Here is a 20,840-nt window from a genome sequence, read left to right as displayed (position 1 = left end):
AGTCCAACACGAAGTGAATTCGCCAAACGACGCCCCCACGGAAGCAGCCAGGAGCGAGGACGATCAAGCCGGTACGCCAACCCAACATTTTGGCAACTACCGAATCATCCGAACGCTCGGTTCGGGAGGAATGGGCGAGGTCTACCTGGCGGAGGACGTCACGACGGGGCTGAAGGTCGCGTTGAAGTTGTTGCAGCACCAAGTTTCAAAGCAGGTCAGGATGCGGCGGCGGTTCGAACGCGAAGCCAACCTGGTTCAAGAACTGCGACACGAACACATCGTTCCGCTGATGGATTCTGGCGTCGAGCGGGGAATGCAGTACCTGGTGATGCGTTACATCGATGGACCAACGCTCGCCGATCGCATTTTGAAAGCCACTGGCGAGCATGAATCGCAAGAGTTCTCCATGGACTCGATTCATGAATGCGAAACGGCTGACATGGAATGTGATCGTGCTGGAACCGCCACGGCTTCGTTTGAGCTCATCGCCGAATCGATTGCTGACATTGCCGACGCGCTGCAGGTTGCTCACAACGAGCGAGTGATTCACCGAGACATCAAACCATCGAATTTGCTCTTCGACCGCGAGGGGAAGATCTGGTTGACAGATTTTGGCTTGGCGCTGATCGAAGATCAAAACACAGCGCTCACGCTCAGTGGCGATATTCTAGGCACACCGGCTTACATGAGCCCGGAACAAACCTTCGGATCGCAGACCGACATCACTCGTCGATCTGATATCTACAGTTTGGGAGCCACTCTGTACGAGTGGGCAACTTTGCGACGGCCTTTTCAAGGCAATCGTGATCAGATATTGGCCAACGTTGCCAATGGCAGCCTCGTCACTCCTGGTAGCGTTCGCGGCGACCTGCCACGGCCACTCGAAGCCATCATCTGCAAGGCGATGTCGCGTTCGCCTGACTCGCGATATTCCACTGCTGAAGAATTTGCCGTCGATCTACGTCGCTTCGCAGCTGGCGAATCCGTTCATGCGAAAATGCCTGGCTGGTCCGAGCGGTTGATGCGGTGGAGCCGTCGCAACCCGGCGGTGACTTTGGCGACATTGATCGGTGCGATCACCCTCGTGATGACCGTGTTGGGAATGCAGGCCATGCATTCGGAGCAACTCACGCGAGTGAACGAAAAACTCGCGGAGAGCAATGACGAGTTGATCGAGACCAACCTGGAACTGGAATCTCGCGAAGCACAGTTGCGAGAACAACTGTATGTGTCGGACATGTCGTTGGCATTCCAGGCCTACAACGGGCACAACCTGAAGGCCACCCAGGAACTGCTCGACAAGCATCGCCCGAAACCTGAGGAACGCGGATCCAGCCGATTTGCTTTTGAAATCCTCGACTACTTGGTCACGCCTCCGCCGTCAAAACTTTTGACCCAGCACAATTCGCCGGCGACCGAGGTCGCCATTTCGCAAAACGGGCAAATTGCGATTTCGGTCAGCCAAGATGGCGAGGTCCATGTGATCGATTTGCAATCGGAAAAACTCACCCATCGCTACCAGCTTTCCGGACGTCTCGACGCGATCGCGATCAGTCCGGACAACAAACATTTTCTGACTGGTCTGAACGGCGACGTGGGCTTCAACTCGATCTCGCTTCGTGAGATCGCAACAGGAACCGAGACGCTTGGATTGCTCGGGCATTGGCACAACATCGAATCCGCCGCGTTCTCTTCCGACGGAACACTTTTCGCGACGGCGGGGCGATATCGCGATGTTCAGGTTCATCGTCTGGATGGAACGGCGGTCAAAACGGTCTATGGCGGATCGCGAAACGAATCGCTGCAGTTTGCGGGTGACGGTCATACACTCGCCTACGTGAAAGAGGTTGGCAAACAACGTTTGCTGCATGCCATCGACCTCGATACCGATCAGGAAACTCGCATCCCGATTGAAGATGAAACACTTCAGTTTTCAATTGTGCAGCCAGCCGGTGATCCCTATCGCACGGTGGCCTTTGGCAAAAAGTATATCAAGGTCACGGATTCCACCAACGAAAGGCATTTCGCTCAAGCTTTTGCCTTGAATGCGCCGGTTCGCTGTGTCGCCATTTCCGCTGATGGCGAAGACATGTTTGCAGGGACCGATGATGGGCTGGTTTACGCGTGGACGCTGACCAACCGAACGGAGTCGGGCGATTTACAACCGCCGATGATATTCCAAGCGGCGGAAGGTCGAATCAGCAGCATTCAGGCGGTCCCCACGAACGACGAATCAGTTCGGGTCGTAACAACCGGCGAAGACGGTCGGGTTCGGCTATGGGACTTGACTGACAAATTGCCGGTTCGTCCAAACCCTGTGGGACGCACGCTTGTGACCGCTCACATCATCAATTCGTATTCGCATCATGAGCGACCATTCGATGTCTTTTTGAGGTTGGAAGACAACAGTGTTTGGCACTACGACGCCAGACGCGATTGGAATCGAATGATGCCGATCAAGTGCGAACTAAAAGAATGGGGATTTCAGTTTGGCTGCGATTCGCGTGCGTCAAAAATCGCCATCGCGAACAGTGACGAAGTCGAAGTCCGCGACGTGGCGTCGTCTGAGTTGCTTGCTCGAATCATTCCACCGTACGAAACTGAATCGATCAGCGATGTGAAATTTGTCGAGGGAAAACTGTGTGTGCTGTTGAGCAAACAGTTGTTGGTTTACGACACGGTGGACTATTCGCTCATTGAAACCCACGATCTTCCCAGCGACAACAACAGTCTGCTGCTGACTATTCCGAACAGCGACGCCCTGATGATCAAAGCGTCCAACATGCTTTGCACCTACGAGAATTCGAGCGTCTCCGTTTTCGAAGCATCGTCCACGGCGGCGGTGCGATACGTGCGAGTCGATTTTGATGCCACCGCCAGCCGAATGGCGGTGGTATTCGACAATCGATTGGTGGAGGTTCGCAGCTATCCGCAGAACGAGACGATCGCGGTGTTGCGAGGTCATTCCAAACCGATCGCTGACAGCATCTTTCTTGATCGTGGACGGACGCTGGCCACAACCGGTGAAGAGGGATTGATACGGTTCTGGGATCTGTCGAGCGAACGCGAAATGGGAATGCTTCCAACGGGCACGCATCCTGAAAACGATCTGCACCTTCTTGGTGACACCGATCTATTGATGGTCACCTCGAGACAATCACCAGCGGAACTGTTACTGACCAAACAGTCTCGGGCTAGACTGGCCGAACAACGTCGGGCCATCGGATTGGATTGATCCAACGGGTTCGTCGAAGCCGTTGAGATCAACCTCCGTCATTCTGTGCTCACGACGGTTTGTCCATCGTTGAATTTACGATGGAGCCAAACGCACTTTTCGCCGGACCCTTGAATGCGCCTTCGGTTGTCTTGGAAGCGTCGAGCGTCACAAGCAGTGACTGATGTGATGAATCAGTGGCCTTCCAGCGTGAAAACGCTGTGGTAGGCCCCCGCGTCTTCGAAGTAACGGAACAGTTCTGAGTAGAAGTCGTGGCTGCACAGCGTCGCACTGTCACCGACGACAATCAGTTTCCGTTTGGCTCGCGTGAGTGCCACGTTGCTGCGGCGTTGGTCGGACAGGAATCCAATCTCGCCATCGGGGTTGCTACGAGTCATCGTGATCAGCACCACTTCTTTTTCTCGACCTTGAAATCCGTCGACCGTGTCGATCTCGATTCCATCAAGATCCAGTCGCATTCGCAAGTTGCGAGCCTGGGCGGCGTACGGCGCGATCACCGCGATTTGGTCGCCGGTGACTCCCGCTTCAGCAAGCTGTTTGACCATTTGCAGGATCACCTTGGCTTCGCCGTGGTTCAGTTTGCTTTGTCCGTCGGGTTCCAGTTCTTCTTCGTAGCCCGCACCGGCAGTGTCGATCAGCAACAAGGGTTCGCGGGTGAAGTCGCTTTCTTCGACGTCCGGCAAATCGCACAGCAAATGCCGTTTGACGGAAGCGTCCGCGATCAAGGTGCTGTCGTAAAAGTGATCGCTGCTGAATCGCATGATGGATTCGTTCATGCGGTACTGCACGGTCAGTCGGCGATAGATTTGCTCACCGTACCGATGCACCAAACGCTGCATCAACGAGTCACGCATGCCGATTCGTGCGGCGTCATCGGACAACACCGTCGGTGGCAATTGGCAATGGTCGCCAGCCAAAATCAATCGGTCGGCTCGGAGGATCGCTTGCCACATTCCCGGTTCGGTGCACTGGCACGATTCGTCGACCACGACCAAGTCGAAGGACTGGTCGCTGAGCAGTTCTTCGTCGATGGTGGTTGTGGTGCAGATCACATCGGCGCGGTCGATCACCGCACGAACGATGCTGCGTTCTTGAGATCGGATCATGCCGCGAAGACGCCCGGCTTCATTGAAAAGTTCGGAGCGTTGCTTGCGTTCTCGGCCGCCACTGTCGCGACTCGGGCGGTTGGCTTCTCGCAGGACTTGATCGAGTTCGCGACGCAGGTCTTTGATCACCGTGCTGGTCGGATCCGATTCGACCAGGGCATCGAGTGTGTGTTCTTGCAGTGATTCAAAGACGCGAGCTGGGTGACCGACGCGAACCACATTGGGCATCAAGCGAACCAAACGTTCCAGCAGATTGTCGACGGCGGTGTTGCTGGCCGCACACGCGAGGACCCGTTCGCCGCGTTCAACAGACTGGGCGATGATCTCGGCGATCGTGGTTGTTTTGCCGGTGCCGGGCGGACCGTGAATGATCGCCACATCATCGGCCATCATCGCGAATGCGACGGCGTCACGCTGGGGTGGATTGAGCTCGGTTCGAAAGTCAATGTCGTTCAGTTCAAACTGAAAGCTCTCGGGATCGATGTCGTGCGTGTCGATTGGGTTGCCATCGATGCGAGGTGTTTTGATCCCTAGCAACACGTCCCGAAGCTTGCCCGATCGGCCTCGGATTTCTTGAGCTCTGGCCATCGCGGCAAGTTGCCGTAGCCGGGTGGTCTCATCGGGGGACATGTCCAAGCGAAAGCGGTCCGAAACAACGGCGGGGCGTGGGACTGATTTCCCATGCTTGCCAACGCCCTTCTTCTTTTTCAGGTCGTCTTCATCTCGAATTGGAAACGTGTCGGTCGCGATTTGAATGGAGTTGTTTTTTCGACGGCTGACGACACCCGCGATGCCTTGATCGGAGGGATCGTTGTCCATCGACAGAACGATAGGCGATCCGACCTTCAGCCGGTTCATGGGCAGGTCTTTCCCGCCGGGTTTGGCCAGATCAAGCAGGTAGCGTCCTGCCAATCCGGTGTGGTAATCGACCATGTCGAGACCCACGATGGCTTGGCCGGTGCTTTCGGCGTCACGCTGCGACCGAATCTGACGCAGTTTGGCGAGGCGGGCTCGTTCGGCCTCGGCTTCTAAATCCAACCAAATGGCGAGTTGTTCGAAGTAGTCTTCTGGGTCGAGCGGGCGATCCGTCGGCAATCCATCGGGATACGGGACGTTCAGATTGGCCAGACCACCGTTGGCTGAGTCGGAACCATTGTGCTTGCTCCCGGACAGGATTCCATCGCCGAACGAGCCGGCATCGGAGTTTTTGAACGCGGTTTTGCCTTCTCGTTGGGACTTGGCTTTGGAGCGGGCTTTCCGTGAACGTGATGACATGCGAAGAACAATCGAGAGAACGAACCCGCGGCAAGATGCAGCGGGAATGGAACACGCCTTCGGAGAAACTGTCCGTGACGCTCGCACTCATCATCGCCGCTGAAACGTTTTTTGCCAGTGTCTTGACCGCGGTTTTCTACTGGATCGACAAACGAGCCGCTCGCGCCGGGACCCAACGGATCCCGGAAAAGACCTTGTTGCTGGCCAGCGTCTTGGGCGGATGGCCCGGAGGCTACCTCGCCGGACAGAAACTCAGGCACAAGACGGCAAAGGTTTCGTATCGAGTTCAATTCGCGATTGCCGCGATCATTCATGTTCTCGCAGTCATCGCGATTTTGTGGCTGGGTTTGCGTTGAAATTGGAACGTTGCGAACCGCTCCTCACACCGATTCTTCACCCGCTGATCAGCATCGGTCAAATTGAATCCGCTGCATTGGGGGTGAGCTTGACGGTTGCCCAAACCAGCTGGTTTCTGCCTTCATTTTCAGGGCGATGGCCCTGGCTTGGCTGAACACGGCTAAACAAACGACCTGGCTGGGCGGGGTGGTGGCACCAAGACAAGCCGCTGCGACGGAAGCAATCACTCCGTCGTTTTGGCAGCTTCGTCCTCGGCAATTTTTCGTTGGCCGTAACGCAGTTCGCTGACCTTCATCAGCAATCCCAGTTGGTGTCGCAGCGCGGGGCGAACCCGGTCAGTGACCATCACTCGCTTGGATCCATCGGCTGGGCCAATGGTTCCGCTGGCCAATTCGAGATCGATCGATGCGGGGGGGACTCGTTTGTAGTGGGGGTCTGAAAATTCCAGTCGAACAACGATGGGCTGGGCAGCCTCTTCATCGGTTCCAACGGCGGACGCTTCCACCGCCTGATCGGGATCGATGTCGGCGGCGGCGGTCACCAAGGATTCGACGGACAACGGTTTGACCGTCTCCCATTGGTAATGGGTTTGTTCCAACAACGCTTTGCGAAGGTGCCCGAGTCCCGGAAAAGCGGTCAGTTCGACTTGCTTGAAATTGGCGCCCGGTCCGGGAATCAGCTCAACGTGGTCGCCCAATTGAATCGCGGTGATCACCTCGGGCCCCCAGAACTCGGTTGTCTTGACCAGCTTGGTTCGGCGAGCAGCGATGCTGAGAACGGCAACGATCGCACCCACCACAACGATCGCCACCAAGGCCCCGATTTGGCCTCGAGTGACGACAACCCGCGGGTCGTTGTATTTGTCCGCATGAGGATCCGCGGCGGGCGACTCGTTTTCGTTCATCAAAGAAAAACAATTCGTGAGAGACAAAAGCAGCAGAACCAGTCCACGATCGGGAGGCCCGCTGAGGCATGCCGTGAAAACGGCTCACCGGCTACACTATCCTAACCGTGCAACCAACTTTGCCCCAACCCATCGACCTCATGACCGAACCGATTGAATCAATCGAAGTCTCGCTTGGCGAACGCAGTTACCCGATTTGGATCACCACGGGGCTGACCGACTCCGCCGAGCCATCCCATTTTGCCGAGCACTTCCAAAACGCCGTGGGCGACTGCACGCATGTGGTTCTGATTCACGATGCTGCCGTGGCGAACACGATCGCCCAGTCCATCGAGCAACAGCTCTCGCAGGCTGGCATCCGAATCACCAGCATCACGATTGCGTCGGGGGAAACCAGCAAATCGGTTTCGCAGCTGGAGTCGATTTGGAACACGATGTTGGAATCCGGGACAGATCGTCGCAGCGTTGTCGTCGCGGTTGGTGGCGGGGTCGTGGGCGATTTGGCTGGGTTCGCTGCCGCTTCGTTCACTCGCGGGTTGAGATTCGTGCAGGTTCCCACAACACTGCTTTCGATGGTCGACAGCAGCGTCGGTGGCAAGACCGGGATCAACCTGCCCGGCGGCAAGAACATGGTCGGCAGTTTTTGGCAGCCTCAGATGGTTTGGATCGACACGCAGTCGCTCTCAACCCTGCCCGATCGCGATTTCATCAGTGGCATGGCGGAAGTCATCAAGTATGGCGTGATCGAAGACGCGGAATTCTTCACGTGGTTGCAAACCAATGCCTCGCGGATGATCGAGAAGGATCCCGAGACGCTCCGCTATGCGATTGGGAAAAGCTGTGAATCAAAAGCCCGTGTGGTTGCCGAAGACGAGCGTGAAACTTCTGGCCGACGAGCGATCTTGAATTACGGGCACACGTTTGCACATGCGATCGAAGCCACCGCGGGCTATGGAGTGTGTCTGCACGGCGAAGCGGTTTCGATTGGGATGCAAATGGCAGCTCAGTTGGCCATCGACATGGAACTCTGCGACCCATCTTTGCTAGAAGAACAAACGGCGGTGTTGTCCGCTGCAAAATTGCCACTGGTATGGAAAGACGCGGATCCGGAACGGATGCTGCCTGTCATGTCGCATGACAAGAAAGTGTCGCATGGAAAGCTGCGTTTCGTTTTGCCTGACCGGATCGGGCATGTCGCGATGGTCGGGGATGTTCCCACGGACAAAGTCATCGCGGCGATCAATTCGGCTCATCTCTGACTCACGGACGCTGTCACTTCGATGCCCATTCTGCCTTTTGAACCCGATTGCTACCCGGAAAATCTGATCGACCAAGAGGAGTCACTCGATTCACCTTGGTGGTTGCTGTACACGAAGTCTCGCCAGGAAAAGGCGGTGATTCGCAAGCTGCGTGAGGTGGGCGTGCCGCACTACGCACCGATGATCAAGCAGCGTTTTCGTTCGCCAGCCGGGCGATTGCGTGAATCCTTTGTGCCGTTGTTCGCAACGTATGTCTTTCTGCGAGGGGACGACCAAGCTCGCTACGAAGCGATCTGCACCGGTTCCGTTTTGAAGGCGTCGGAGATTCTCGAGGTCCCCGATTTACTCGACGACCTGCGGCAAATCCAAAGCTTGATCGAGATGGGCGTGCCTCTCACAGTCGAAAGCCGACTGGAGCCTGGCCAAAAGGTCCGCGTGAAAAACGGTACGTTCGCGGGTTACGAGGGAACCGTCATTCGCCGCGAGAACGAATCGCGGTTGCTGGTTTATGTCCGGTTCATGCAGCAAGGCGTCAGCGTGAAACTCGAAGACTGCCAGGTCGAAAAGATTGTCTGAAGCATCGCGGGTTCGGTGGGAACCGGACCGCAGGACTCAAAAAAAAAGCAGCCCGAGAGAGAACTCTCGGGCTGTTTTTAATATTCAGTTGACGTGGCCTCTGTCAGCCCGCCAGGACTTGGTTCCAACTCACGCAAACGGCGAGTACTTGCCGGGCGTTGGGACGGGGTACTTGCCGTCTTCGCCGGGAACGGTTGGAGGAGTCGACTCGAGGGTGTACTCGTCGATTCCTGGGCAGAGGTCCTTGCCCTTTTCCATCAAGTCGTCCCATTTGACGATCTTGCCGGAGTAGCAAGCTTCGCGACCGAGGATCGCACAGAACGTCGATTTCGCTCCGTACTCGCCTTCGTTGTAGATCTCGCCACGCATCAGAGCTTCGATCAAATCGTGTTGCTCTTGTTGGTGACCGTTCAGGCGTTTGCCTTCGAAGGACCATTTGTTCTCGCCCATGATTGTGCCCGATGGGTTGGCGGAACCCTTGGAGCCGATGGCGAATTCGCCCACGTGGTTCCAACCGCCGGCCAAGTGGCGGCCTTGGCTGTGCATCTTGGATCCGTCAGCGAAGGTGTATTCGCAGAACGTGTGGTCGAAGATTTGTGACTTGGTCGCGTCACCACCCATGCGTTGCTCACGACCGCCCATGCCGTTGCACTCGACGGGGTATTCGCCTTTGACCCAGCAGCCGACGTCCAAGTTGTGGATGTGTTGCTCACAGATTTGGTCGCCACCGATCCAGTTGAAGTGGTACCAGTTGTTGCACTGGAATTCCATTTCGGTTTGGTCTTCGCCCTTGTTGCGATACCAGATGCCGCCACCGTTCCAATAAACCTGTTGCGAGAGCACGTCGCCGATCGCACCGTCATGAATGCGTTCGATGCACTGCATGTAATGAGGTTCGTGACGACGTTGCAAGCCAACGCCAACCATCAGGTTCTTCTTCTTCGACTCTTCCACGGCTTTCAAAACTCGTTTGACGCCAGCAGCATCGGTGGCAACGGGTTTTTCCATGAAGATGTGACGTCCCTTGTTGACCGCGTATTCGAATTGTTGCGGTTTGAATCCGGGAGGCGTTGCGATGACGACCAAGTCGCAATCGACGTCGATGGCAGCTTTGTAGCCGTCCAATCCGGTGAAGACGTTCTCGGGTGGAACGGCAACCTTGTCGCCGAACTTGCGAGTCAAGCCGTTGATGGTTCCTTCCGCTTTGTTGCCGAACGCATCGGCCACGGCGACCAACTTCACGTTGCCCTTGGTGGACATGATGTTGGCAGCGGCACCGGTGCCACGACCACCGCAACCAATCACGACGAAGCGGATGACATCGTCACCGGCCGCATGAGCGTTGGGAATGGAGACGCCTGCGAGCGTGCTGCCGGCCAGCGTGGTCCCTGCGATCAGACCTGAATCCTTGAGGAACGAACGACGACTCGCATCGATGGTGCGACTGGCTTCTTTGGAAACGGTTGGCTTCGGCTGTGGCATCAGAGACTTCCTGTAGCAATACGTGTTGAGCGGTTCCCGATGGGGTCAGGAGATCCGCGAGAGGTTGGAAACGAGGTGGGATCCAGGACCGCTGGCCACCGACACCAGCTTCATTTCAAGGACTCGAACCGGGAGTCAAAAGCTGAGGTTCAGGCAAACTGCGTCGAGGTATGGAGGCAATTATACCCGAGATCACACACCTGGGTTCATCGGGTGACTGATTTTGATCCGCAAGTCAATGGTTTTGTGAACTAAAATGGAGACAAGCGGATCTTTCCTTCCAACGAGAACAGAGCAGTGACATGCGGCGATTTTTAGTTGCTTCGGCCTTGATATTCGGCGTCTTTGCGCCGACAGCGGACGCTCAGCCTGTCGTTGCCCGCTACCGTGGGGGGCCGGGCGCCGGCTTTGGATTCTATGGACCTGCTTACCGAGCTCCTGGCTACCTTGTGCCGCCCCCGTTTTTAACTGGTCCCGGGGCCGTTGTTCCGGTCGGGCCACCACCCGTGAGGCCGGGTTCCTATCGTGATCCGCTCTATCGCTATCGCGGCGCTGCCCCAATCGGCCCGGCCATTCCGGTGCTGCCGTTCCCCCCCGCACCCCCGGTCATGGTGGCTTCGCCGGTCTATCGGTCTCCCTCGCTCGGGCGTGTTGAAATCAACACCCCTGGATTTCGACTCAGCCTACCGGCGCCTCAGCCCTACGCGCCCGAACTGGCGTACCCGTCTGGATTGGCGTCCCCGTCCGGGTTGGCATCTTCATCAGATCCCATCGTCGCGGCCTACCCACCCGTCCCAGGACCCGCGTTTGATGTCGCGACGCAGCTGGCCGAAGGAGTCGAACGTCTCGCCGCGGCTTTGAACACAATCGATGACGGCGACATTTGGTGGGACTATTTGCAGGTCGATGCATTGCGGCAAGTCACCGACAATGCCCAAGTCACCACCGACGGTTCGATGACCGGTGAAGCAGCGGCAACGATTGAGTCCGCCGCGCAGGCGTACCGAGGCGTCACCACCAATGGCCAGCTTGGCCGCATCGCCCGATTGGACGGGTTCGCTGAGACACGCGACGCTCTCGTGGTTCTTTCGCAGTCTCAATCCATCTTGCCGGAGTCGGAGGTTCCCATCGCTGGGGAGCCTTCGCAAACACAGGAGAGGATGTCCAACGAACCGACCTTGGCACCTTCGCCCGAAGAAGCCAACGCCGCAGGTTCGGAAGAAGCAATCCGAGAGGATGAACTGAGCGAAGAAGGATCGATCGAAGAGTTGCCGCCCCCGCCGAAGATCAAGATCTGATTGGGAATGGGTTGGGGGGGATGGATGCTGGTCGCGACGTGGCTGGCGTCTTGTGCTATTCCGGTTCTTGGATGTTGGCGTGCTCGTGCTCAGCGAAGCGGTGCTCGTGCTCGTGATCGATGTCCGACCGGAACTCGATCAGGTTCGGTTCGCCTTCGGTAACCGTGGGCGATCGCCGAATGGCTGATCGTATCAACCGCCGGGATTTTGCAATTTACAATTTACAATTTCACTTTTTCAATCGATCCCCCATCCCATCGCTCGCCACCTGTCGCCGCTCCGCGGCTTGTCGAGCGTGGTGAGGGACGCTCGCGACCTCGGGTTGAAAACCCGAGGCTGACGGATGTCACCGCTCCGCGGTTGTTGGATCCCTCGAACAGACACAATCAGTCGCGGAGCGACGGAAGCCGAAAGCCTTGGGGCAACCCAAGTTTATCCTCGCCCCGGAAGGGGCCGCCGTCGGGCAAGTCGCATGAGCCTCGCAGACGCGTCGTTCTCGTGCTCGCGCTCAGCGAAGCGGTGCTCGTGATCGATGTCCGACCGGAACTCGATCAGGTTCGGTTCGCCTTCGGTAACCGTGGGCTGTCGCCCATCGGCTGATCGTATCAACCGCCGGGATTTTGCAATTTACAATTTACAATTTCACTTTTTCAATCGATCCCCCATCCCATCGCTCGCCACCTGTCGCCGCTCCGCGGCTTGTCGAGCGTGGTGAGGGACGCTCGCGACCTCGGGTTGAAAACCCGAGGCTGACGGATGTCACCGCTCCGCGGTTGTTGGATCCCTCGAACAGACACAATCAGTCGCGGAGCGACGGAAGCCGAAAGCCTTGGGGCAACCCAAGTTTATCCTCGCCCCGGAAGGGGCCGCCGTCGGGCAAGTCGCATGAGCCTCGCAGACGCGTCGTTCTCGTGCTCGCGCTCAGCGAAGCGGTGCTCGTGATCGATGTCCGACCGGAACTCGATCAGGTTCGGTTCGCCTTCGGTAACCGTGGGCTGTCGCCCATCGGCTGATCGTATCAACCGCCGGGATTTTGCAATTTACAATTTACAATTTCACTTTTTCAATCGATCCCCCATCCCATCGCTCGCCACCTGTCGCCGCTCCGCGGCTTGTCGAGCGTGGTGAGGGACGCTCGCGACCTCGGGTTGAAAACCCGAGGCTGACGGATGTCACCGCTCCGCGGTTGTTGGTTCCCTCGGACAGACACAATCAGTCGCGGAGCGACGGAAGCCTTGGGGCAACCCAAGTTTATCTTCGCCCCGGAAGGGGCCGCCGTTCCTAGCTCAGGGCGGTAGCACCGAGAGTGATCATGGAAAAAAAATGGTCGCCCCGGATGGGGCCGTCGTCGGGCATTTCAGCAACAGCCTTGCTGACGCGTCGGGTTTTCATTTTGACGGGCTTGGAAGCCGGGTGGGCTTCACTTTTGCGTGGCCAATTTTCGGAAGTAGGCTTCGATCGCTTCGCGGTAATGCGTTGGCAGGTCGCGGCTGATTTGCTGCAGCGATTCTTGACGTTCGGCGGGCGGCAGATTTCCCCAGCCATTCTGGTCGTCGATTTTCTTGCGGTCCGCGTCCCCTTGGCCACTCGCACCGGCGATGCGGCTGTCGTCCATCGGTGACGCTTGCCCGTCGCTTTGGCCACCGTTTCCACTGGCATTTTGTTGTTGCTCCTGCTGTTGTTGTTGCTTCTGCTGCTCTTCTTCGATCTTGTCGATCAGCTTGGTCAATTTGTCGATGACCTCTTGCTCACGTTCTTGGGTGGCTTCGTCGGCGCGTCCTAGATCCAGGCGGCGCGTCACATCGCTCATCAACCGCGAAATTTCGTCGAGTGAATCTTTCTTGAGCGGTTTGATATCCGCGACCATCATCTCGGCGGTGCGAGCGTAACGAGCAGGAATCTCATCCTTGCGTTGCAGCAGTCGACGCAGGTCAGACAGAGCGTCTTTGACTTTGAGCTGGGCGTGGTAGCAGGCACCGCGATAGAACAGCAGCGTTGCGGGATCGGGGCAGACCATCGGATCGACTTCGGCAAAGATCGGCAGGGCTTCGTCGTAGTAACGAGCCCGCGCCAATTCGCGACCGATCCAAGTCCGCAGGGCGGCTCGCAGTTCGTTGGGCATCGATTCCACCAGTGCGTAATCCGGCCCACTGGGGTCCATCGCTCGGGCGGTGGTCAACAAATCGCCGTTCAGACGACTCATCAATTCGGACAGCACATCGAATTGTTCGGACGCTGCATCGACCCAAGCATTGAGTGGTTCGATGTCGTCGCGTTGAACTCCCACCAAAAAATTCTCTGCGGCTTGATCCAACAAGTCCGGTGCCACGCCGAGCGCATCCAGGGTCGCGCGAAGTTGCTGCGCCATCTCGTCTGAATCTCGCAGTGGCCAATCGGCACCACTCTTCAGGCCGTTGTGGGTGGGCGAATTGGATTCGAGCGGTTCGGCTTCTGATTCGGGGATGATCTGAACAGGAGCGGAACGAATGAAGGCGGACGGGGTGTTCGCTGGGAAGGGAGATTGGATCGCGGTGGAGACGACGGCGAGTTCCGCAGGGGGACCGATTTCGGCCATCGCTGGCGACGCCGCAAAGGAAGCGGGCACCAGTGTCCAGATCGCAGCAGCGAAACGAATTCTCATCAGCAATGGTCCAATCAAGGTCTCGGGACGTGGTTCCCTACTTGTTCCGCTCGGTCACCAAATCGCGTGTGATCTGATACAGCCGATCCTGTCTTTGCGACAAATCGCGGAGCAATGGCAAGACATCTTCGGCAGAAGTTGCTTTGTCATCCGACAAACTAGCATAGCGGTCCGTGGACCCCTGGATGCGAGTTTGCATGGTTCGAATCAATTTTAGCTCTGCCAACTTCTGGACAAGGGGTTCTTCGCCAGAACCCGAAGGTTGCCCCCCGCCATCGCCCTGTTGTTCCTGTTGTTTCTTTTTTTCCAGGTCACGTTGGGCTTGGGCCAAAGCCGCAATCATTTCCTCCAACGCCGCCAAAATGTCGGTTTGGAGACCTTGGGTGACCAGATCGATCTTGCTCTGCCCCAAACGAGTCGAAACCCGCACGGTGTCTTCCCGCAGTTGGGAGACGACTTCCGGGAACGCGACACTTGAGCCTTCTTCTCGCAGCAGCAACATCGCACGGTCGGCTTCGAGAGTGATTTTTTGCTCCTCAAAAGCCAGGTCACCGGCCTTCAAGTCGGTCGCGCGGTTGCGTTGCACTTCGGGGGTCTTTGCCAGTTGGAGGGTTTGGTCCAGCACGGCGGATTGCATCGCTGCCATTTTTCGCAAGCGAGCTTCCAGCTTGGCCAGTTCGCGTTCCATCTCTTCTTCGCGAAGTTGACGAAGGATCTTTTCGAGTCGGTCGATTGCGCGACGCAGTTCCTCCTCGGCTTGTCGCTGTTGCTTGGTTGCTTCTTGTCGGTCGTTCTGAGCCAGTTTGTCCTGAGCCTCTTTCATCCGCTCAATTGCCCGCTGCAATTGTTCCTCGGCTTGTTCTTGAGGTGACTGAGGTTTAGGCGGTTGTTGTTGAGAAGAAGACTGCTGCTGGCCGGATGGTTGTTCTCCCGATGGCTTTTGAGCGTCTTGGGATGGTTGCTCGCCGGACGGTGACTGCTCACCCTTCTCGGCCTCCGAGTCTTCGTCGGCAGACTCCTCTGGGGAGGGTTCGCCCTCGGGGGATCCCTTTTCGCCTTCGGGTTGTTCCCCTTGTTCGGACGCATCCTGGGGTTCGCCACCGGTTTCAGGTGGCTTCTCGGAACCTTCGTTTGGCTGGTCGCTTTGACGGGGTTGATCGCTGCTGCTTTCTGTTCCCGGTTCTTGTTTGCCTGATTCTTGTTCCGTCGGTTGCGGTTCACCCGGTTCTTGCTCACCCGGTTTCGGGACGCTCTTGTTGTCCGGCTCGCTTTCGGCCCCCTTTTCTTGGTCTGCTTGCGATTCGCTGTCCGAAGCCTCGGCTTCCGACGCGGGCAATTCGTCCTCCAGTTCTTTGCGGAGTTGCTCGGCTCGTTCCGCAATCGCCTTTTGCTCCTTTTCGACTTCGCTCATCTCGACACCGTTTTCGGTTCGAGCCCGAACGCTGCGTTCATTGCGTTCGGTCAAGCGAAGTTGTTTGATCAAATCAGAGATGCGTTTCTTCTCATCTCGAATTCGCGAACTGCGATCTTCACTCATCAGCAGTTTCAGGATCGATTGCAGTTCATCGGTGGCGGATTTTTGATCTGTCATTGCTTTGGACAGTTGGCCGTCGCCGATCATCTTGCCGGCGCCACGAAGTTTCTCCAGCACGAAGCGTTCGCGAGATTGTTTGGCAACGCGGCGGAGCAACGCGGAGCGTTCCGGGTTCTCGCTGGCTTCCATGTCCGCCAATCGCAGCAGCAGTTCTTCGAGACGCTCGTAGCGGGTGGCGACGCTGGACTGGCGCGATGCCAGCGTGGTGACTTCGTCGCCCGTGGACGATTGAGCCGAGGCCGGGGGCGCCGGGATCGACAGGGCCACGATGGTCGCAACCAACCCCAGCAAGCAGGCGGACTGACAAACGGGCCAGATCCGAACACTTCCAAGCGTAGGAACGAAGCGGTGCGTGCGGTCAGCCTGGTTCATGCAATCGTTGTTCATAGGATTGGAGTTTCCATCCGCGGGGATCGTCGCTGGGCAAGGTTCGGGGACAGGGTGGCACGGGGACAGGGTGCCAGACACCGATTTCCCGACGACTGCGTTCTTACTTGAACAGATCCTGGACCTGCTGGTTTCGAGTTTCTTCGGTTTGCTCGATCAATTCTTCCTGATCGCTGATCAAGCCTCGGACCAAATCCAGAATTTCGTTGAAACTTTCTAGGTCCAGCATCTTTTCCAAGACGGCGTTGAGTGACAAAAGCACTTCGTCCGTCGTCGCAATTGCCGCTGTCGCTGCGTCCGTCATTTCCGCAGCAGGCGATTCCGTCGCCTCCTCCGCCATCAAAACCTGCTCCATCGAAGTGATTTGACGCTGCAAAAGCGGCAAGGGTTCCGTCACCACCTTGGACAAGGGATTGCGAACGCCATCTTCCAATCGTTCGCGTCGGTCGACCGAGTCCACTCGGTTCTGGACCATTTCGAGCAACAGATCTTCTAGACCGATGACAATCCCAGCCAACTCTTCCGTCGACTTGGTGGCCTGCAGTTCGGCTTGGCGGATTCGCAATTGAACGCGTTGGCGTGCTCGGGCGTTTTCTTCGCCATCCGTTTCTTCGCTGGCATCGTCCGCAGCACCGGATTCGTCTGGGGACTCAGCCTCGTCCGAATCAACCGCCTCACCTTCTGATTCGGAACCGGTTTCCTGTTCCGCAAACTGCAGCACATCGATCGCATCGTTTTGAACGGCGACCAAGCTTTGACGCAGGCGTTGCGTCTCGTCGATCGCTTGTTCCAATCGCGAGCGGAATTCCAGTTCGCGACGTTCCAAGGTTGCCAGCAATGTTTCCGGGGTCACGACTTCCAGACGCACCACTTCGCCACGGACCACATGTGGTTTCCCGAGATCAAAGCCGTCCTTGGCAGTTGTGAAAATCTGCACGCTTGCTCCGGGAGCCAACCCGTTCACGGTGCCGTCGTCCGACAAGTCTCGCAAGTCAAATGTCCAGGCAGCGTTGCCGTCGCGATCCATTTCAGGTTGGACGGTGTGCTGTTGCAAACCTTTTTCACGGGAGCTTGGCTCGCCGCTTTCGGCATCGTCGCCAATGGCATCGTCGCCAATGGCACTGTCACCTTGGCTGGCAGCGTTGGCTTCCGCATCATCGGAGCCACGAACTGCCATGGTCAGGCTGAGCGATTCAACTCCATAGTCGTCTTTCGCGTTCGTTTGGATCGGCAGCATCGCAATCGGGGTGATGGAAGATCCGATGCCTTTCATCGTCATAGTCGTTTCAGGAACTTGGTCACGGACCACGCCAATGAAGTAACGGTAAGAAGCTTGTGCGGAGATCCCCGTTTCGTCTCGTGGCACCAAACGCACTGACGTTGGTTCTCGCAGATCCGTCACGGACCACTCAAACGACAGGCGGTCCTCGGCGATTTTGACGACCGGTTCGCTGGCATCTTTTTCGGCCGCTGCACCTGCGTCCTCGGATGACGTTGCGACATCCACGGCGCCCAGCGGTTTGCTGCTGGTTCCGCGAAGAGTCAGGGAGCTGCCTTCGCGAATTCGGAATCCCGCTTGGTACTTCAGGATTTGGTCTGCGGAACCGGTTGCGGCCTCTTTGTCATCGAAGATCCGCAAGTAGTCGGGGTAACGAATCGCCAGTTCCATGTCGGCAATCGCGGGCGGGTCGACGGCTTCAATGCGGTAATCCAGCAGGCGGTCGTCCAATCCGCGAATGGTCATCGTCACCGATTCGGAAAGGGTCGCCAGCGGCGGCCCGTCCAACACGAAGGATTGGTATCCGTCTTGGATTCGGCCGACCCGGCGGAGGTTGCTTTGGCCTCGGTTGCCCGCGTCATCGACAAACGACACGGTGCAGACTTCAGGGACGACGTGTCCCAGCTCTTCCGTTGCCGCACGGATTCGCAGCGTGGTGCTGCTGCCGCGAGCCAATCGCAGGACTTTGTTTTCAAACGCCAGCAACTCGGTGCCGACCTCTTCGGTTTCGTCGGCGGTGATGATCGGCGATTCGACCCCGATCATTTCCAAGGAGGCTTTGCGAGGCCAGGGTGAGTCCGACAGCAACGACAATCTTCCGATCGCCCGGGCGAACGTTTGCGGGCTGGCGATGGCCATCACCAAGGCTGCCAACAACAACGGAACGACCAGCATCAACTTGCGGCGGATCGGTTCCCAGCGAAACACGCGTCCGAAGTCGACTTGGTCCACCGCCGCGGCGGCTTCTTGGTGAACGTGTCGCAACAACACGGGGCTGTGTGAATCATGCGACCGGTTTTCTTGTGTCAGCTGAACCGCGGTGACCAGTCGCCCACCCAGGCTCGGGTGATGTCGTTCGATCAACAGTGCCAACGAGTCATCGGGCAACTCACGGTTGAGCCTGCCCCACAACCACTTGGCCAGGATCAGGACCGCGAGCGCGGCCACGACGAACAGCACGACCGCACGCGCCGACCGTGGCATCTCACTGCCGCCGATTCGAACCGGCAAATAGTCCACCGCGAGCGCCACCCAAAAGACGACCAACACCAACGCGGCGATCGCAAGCAACGAATCCCAAACGATGTAGCGTCGCACCCGTTCGCGCAACCGTGATAACAAATCACGAAGCTCCGGATCCAACGATTCAGTACGACCCATCCGATTCCCAATTCAATTCGTGCGTGTGTCCGTGAGTTCCATCCTACCAACGATCCACGGGCCAGCCTATCGCAGCGTTTCGCGGTGGGCGGCGAATCACGACACGGGGCTCACGGCATGGGGCGAATCACGATCTGGATGACCGATGGCATCCAAGCCAACGGGGATTTCTGCGTCGCCGTGCTAGGACGGGTGCTGCCGACGTGCCCCCCGGTTGCCTTCCGTCCGATCGCTATAGAACACGGTGCGAACAGCACGGTTGTGGTCGACCAGGGCTCGTTCCCAATCCGTTCGCATGGTCGGGCCACCTGCCACCGAAACCTCGCCGGCGAATTCGCGAATCATCCATCCGCGGTGCGCCGCCGGTGAATCCGCTGGTGCGTTCCGCCGCCGCAGCTCAATGTCGACGTCAGCGATCAGCTCTCGTTCTTGATGATTGGCGATGAAGCGGGCGAAGTACCCGTCCTCCGACAGTTCGTGGTACCGCAGATCGATTTTCTTGCGAGTGATCCAGGCGGCAGGCTCGCCGGGCTCCTCACCGACCGCTTGATCGAGCATCCAACGTTTGCCCAACCAGTCGATTCGGCCCAGTCCCTGAGCGGTTTGCTCACCGTCTTTGCGGAATTGACGGACCAAGCGAATCGATTCCGCCCAGTGCTGCAGGGCACGCTGGGCTTCGTCCCATTCCGATTCGCGACCGGAACGCTGGCTCTGTTCCCGCACGAACTGTTCCGCGGCCCGGTAGTACTTGGTTTGAATCTCCAGCGACGTCATTTCACCGTGGCTGGTCGGAACCCGCCGGAGCAGATTCCAATCGCGATTGAAAACATGCAGCGATTGGATTGGGTGTCGAAGCCGCGGCAAGTCTTTGGTTCGCTTGGCTTCGATCATGTCCAGGACCAACGCCACGCTGCCGACCTTGGCCCATTGAGCCAGGTCGCTGAGGTTGGAATCCGACAATCCAATCTGCAATCGCTGGCGACGCTTGAGAAGCTGACGAGTTTCCGCGAGCGAACGCCACGAACGACCGCACAACTTGGTCAACCAGTGACCGTAAACGTAAATTGGACGCTCGCCGTTGAAGCCGCCCATGTCTGCGACTCGGTCCACCCCCATCGCTTTGCCTGACAAAAAGAAGCAACCGTCGTGGTCCAGGTGACCGGTTCCCATGATTGCGACTCGCGACACCAACAATCCCGTCAGATGGCGGCGTTGAGATCGAAACGCAAAGTGAGACCCGACCACACGCAGTGCCATTACCAACGGCAGGTGCAGTGCACGCAAGGAAGCGATCGAAAGCCACTGGAACCATTTGGGCAGGGCTACAAAGCTCTCTTCTGATTCATTTGTGTCGGACTGTTCTTCCCCGTCAGGTTCGTCATTTCGCTCGGCAGCGTCCGTTTGACCGCTGGGGTGATCAGAGCGGTGCCGATCACCGCGACGCTGGATCACTGACGAGGCGTGCTGGCTCGATTGTTGAATCATCGAGGCGGCGACGATCATCATCACGACGGGGAATGAGAACAGGACGCAAGCGACCTGCGTCGCCCACACCAAGCAAATGGCGATCCGATACATCAGCAATCCAACGCCCGTTGCCACCTCGGTTTCGTAGTTCTCTTGGCAGCCGTACAGGTGACCGGCCGCGTCGCAACTGTTCTTCAGGACGCGAACTCGCCCCACGTTTTGTTTCGCTGACCAGCGAGCCTCGCCGGATGCGTCACGCATGATTTCATCGATCGCGCGCTGGCACGCCACCAAGTCACTGGGCCGGTAAACTTCCGGCGTGGCCATCTCGACCAGTCCACCGGGGCCGTCGCGGAGAGCCAGGTGGGTTTCGAGATTGAGTGCCGAGCCATTGGCCAGAAACCGACGGTCCCCGCCGTCCAAGCCTTCCACCGCTGGCATCTGGCGGCAAATCGCATCTCGCAAGGCAACGTAAACTTCACGAGCCGAGACATCCGCCTGCAACGCCCCGTCTCGCGGATCGATGAAGGTCGCGTACTCGGTCTCCATTCCCATCAGTCGCCGGCACAGGCGTTGGCGGATGGCCAGTTTCGCCACTGG

Annotated in this window: 12 protein-coding genes; 5 read left to right on the top strand and 7 right to left on the bottom strand. The window is 57.7% G+C overall.

What is annotated here, in order from left to right:
* Nucleotides 1-13 precede the first annotated feature (13 nt).
* Nucleotides 14-3,235, top strand: coding sequence for a serine/threonine-protein kinase (locus PSR62_RS19690; protein ID WP_274404708.1), 3,222 nt, complete (start codon nucleotides 14-16; stop codon nucleotides 3,233-3,235).
* A gap of 173 nt (nucleotides 3,236-3,408) precedes the next feature.
* Here PSR62_RS19690 and PSR62_RS19685 read toward each other — a convergent pair whose 3' ends face one another.
* Nucleotides 3,409-5,616 carry an IGHMBP2 family helicase gene (locus PSR62_RS19685; protein WP_274404707.1) on the bottom strand — a complete coding sequence of 736 codons (2,208 nt, stop codon included), beginning with the start codon at nucleotides 5,614-5,616 and terminating at the stop codon, nucleotides 3,409-3,411.
* 35 nt (nucleotides 5,617-5,651) lie between these two features.
* Between PSR62_RS19685 and PSR62_RS19680 the strand changes: the two genes are divergently transcribed.
* Nucleotides 5,652-5,972, top strand: coding sequence for a DUF1294 domain-containing protein (locus tag PSR62_RS19680; protein ID WP_338020233.1), 321 nt, complete (start codon nucleotides 5,652-5,654; stop codon nucleotides 5,970-5,972).
* A gap of 224 nt (nucleotides 5,973-6,196) precedes the next feature.
* Here the strand turns inward: PSR62_RS19680 and PSR62_RS19675 are convergent, their stop codons facing one another.
* Nucleotides 6,197-6,877, bottom strand: a complete 681-nt coding sequence (locus PSR62_RS19675; RefSeq protein WP_274404705.1) for a hypothetical protein — start codon at nucleotides 6,875-6,877, stop codon at nucleotides 6,197-6,199.
* Between the two features lie 140 nt (nucleotides 6,878-7,017).
* Here PSR62_RS19675 and aroB point away from each other — a divergent pair, with 140 nt between their 5' ends.
* Together aroB and nusG are read left to right on the top strand one after the other, a co-directional pair.
* Nucleotides 7,018-8,136 (top strand): 3-dehydroquinate synthase, encoded by a 1,119-nt coding sequence (gene aroB / locus PSR62_RS19670; protein ID WP_274404704.1) that lies wholly within the window; start codon nucleotides 7,018-7,020, stop codon nucleotides 8,134-8,136.
* 21 nt (nucleotides 8,137-8,157) lie between these two features.
* Nucleotides 8,158-8,712, top strand: a complete 555-nt coding sequence (nusG, locus tag PSR62_RS19665) for a transcription termination/antitermination protein NusG (RefSeq protein ID WP_274404703.1) — start codon at nucleotides 8,158-8,160, stop codon at nucleotides 8,710-8,712.
* Nucleotides 8,713-8,841: 129 nt separating this feature from the next.
* Here nusG and PSR62_RS19660 read toward each other — a convergent pair whose 3' ends face one another.
* On the bottom strand, nucleotides 8,842-10,194 hold the full coding sequence (locus tag PSR62_RS19660) for a Gfo/Idh/MocA family protein (RefSeq protein WP_274404702.1): 1,353 nt from the start codon (nucleotides 10,192-10,194) through the stop codon (nucleotides 8,842-8,844).
* 302 nt (nucleotides 10,195-10,496) lie between these two features.
* Here PSR62_RS19660 and PSR62_RS19655 point away from each other — a divergent pair, with 302 nt between their 5' ends.
* Nucleotides 10,497-11,492, top strand: a complete 996-nt coding sequence (locus PSR62_RS19655) for a hypothetical protein (RefSeq protein WP_274404701.1) — start codon at nucleotides 10,497-10,499, stop codon at nucleotides 11,490-11,492.
* Between the two features lie 1,420 nt (nucleotides 11,493-12,912).
* Here PSR62_RS19655 and PSR62_RS19650 read toward each other — a convergent pair.
* The 4 genes from PSR62_RS19650 to PSR62_RS19635 form a co-directional block, all read right to left on the bottom strand.
* Entirely contained in the window at nucleotides 12,913-14,151 is a 1,239-nt protein-coding gene (locus tag PSR62_RS19650) for a hypothetical protein (RefSeq protein WP_274404700.1), read from the bottom strand.
* Nucleotides 14,152-14,170: 19 nt separating this feature from the next.
* Entirely contained in the window at nucleotides 14,171-16,114 is a 1,944-nt protein-coding gene (locus PSR62_RS19645) for a hypothetical protein (RefSeq protein ID WP_274404699.1), read from the bottom strand.
* A 103-nt stretch (nucleotides 16,115-16,217) separates the two neighbouring features.
* Entirely contained in the window at nucleotides 16,218-18,773 is a 2,556-nt protein-coding gene (locus PSR62_RS19640; RefSeq protein ID WP_274404698.1) for a polyketide synthase, read from the bottom strand.
* A gap of 183 nt (nucleotides 18,774-18,956) precedes the next feature.
* Nucleotides 18,957-20,795, bottom strand: a complete 1,839-nt coding sequence (locus PSR62_RS19635) for a proteasome accessory factor PafA2 family protein (RefSeq protein ID WP_443217447.1) — start codon at nucleotides 20,793-20,795, stop codon at nucleotides 18,957-18,959.
* Between the last annotated feature and the right edge of the window lie 45 nt (nucleotides 20,796-20,840).

Source organism: Rhodopirellula sp. P2, assembly GCF_028768465.1.
GTDB lineage: Bacteria > Planctomycetota > Planctomycetia > Pirellulales > Pirellulaceae > Rhodopirellula.
The sequence above is the reverse complement of the archived record's forward strand: the minus strand, read 5'-3'. Positions and strand labels throughout refer to the sequence as shown.

Excerpts from the sequence above, each read along its gene's own strand:
- PSR62_RS19685 (WP_274404707.1), bottom strand. The coding sequence starts at position 5,616 with ATGTCATCACGTTCACGGAAAGCCCGCTCCAAAGCCAAGTCCCAACGA.
- PSR62_RS19680 (WP_338020233.1), top strand. The coding sequence starts at position 5,652 with ATGCAGCGGGAATGGAACACGCCTTCGGAGAAACTGTCCGTGACGCTC.
- PSR62_RS19675 (WP_274404705.1), bottom strand. The coding sequence starts at position 6,877 with ATGAACGAAAACGAGTCGCCCGCCGCGGATCCTCATGCGGACAAATAC.
- aroB (WP_274404704.1), top strand. The coding sequence starts at position 7,018 with ATGACCGAACCGATTGAATCAATCGAAGTCTCGCTTGGCGAACGCAGT.
- nusG (WP_274404703.1), top strand. The coding sequence starts at position 8,158 with ATGCCCATTCTGCCTTTTGAACCCGATTGCTACCCGGAAAATCTGATC.
- PSR62_RS19660 (WP_274404702.1), bottom strand. The coding sequence starts at position 10,194 with ATGCCACAGCCGAAGCCAACCGTTTCCAAAGAAGCCAGTCGCACCATC.
- PSR62_RS19655 (WP_274404701.1), top strand. The coding sequence starts at position 10,497 with ATGCGGCGATTTTTAGTTGCTTCGGCCTTGATATTCGGCGTCTTTGCG.
- PSR62_RS19645 (WP_274404699.1), bottom strand. The coding sequence starts at position 16,114 with ATGAACAACGATTGCATGAACCAGGCTGACCGCACGCACCGCTTCGTT.
- PSR62_RS19640 (WP_274404698.1), bottom strand. The coding sequence starts at position 18,773 with ATGGGTCGTACTGAATCGTTGGATCCGGAGCTTCGTGATTTGTTATCA.
- PSR62_RS19635 (WP_443217447.1), bottom strand. The coding sequence starts at position 20,795 with ATGGGAATGGAGACCGAGTACGCGACCTTCATCGATCCGCGAGACGGG.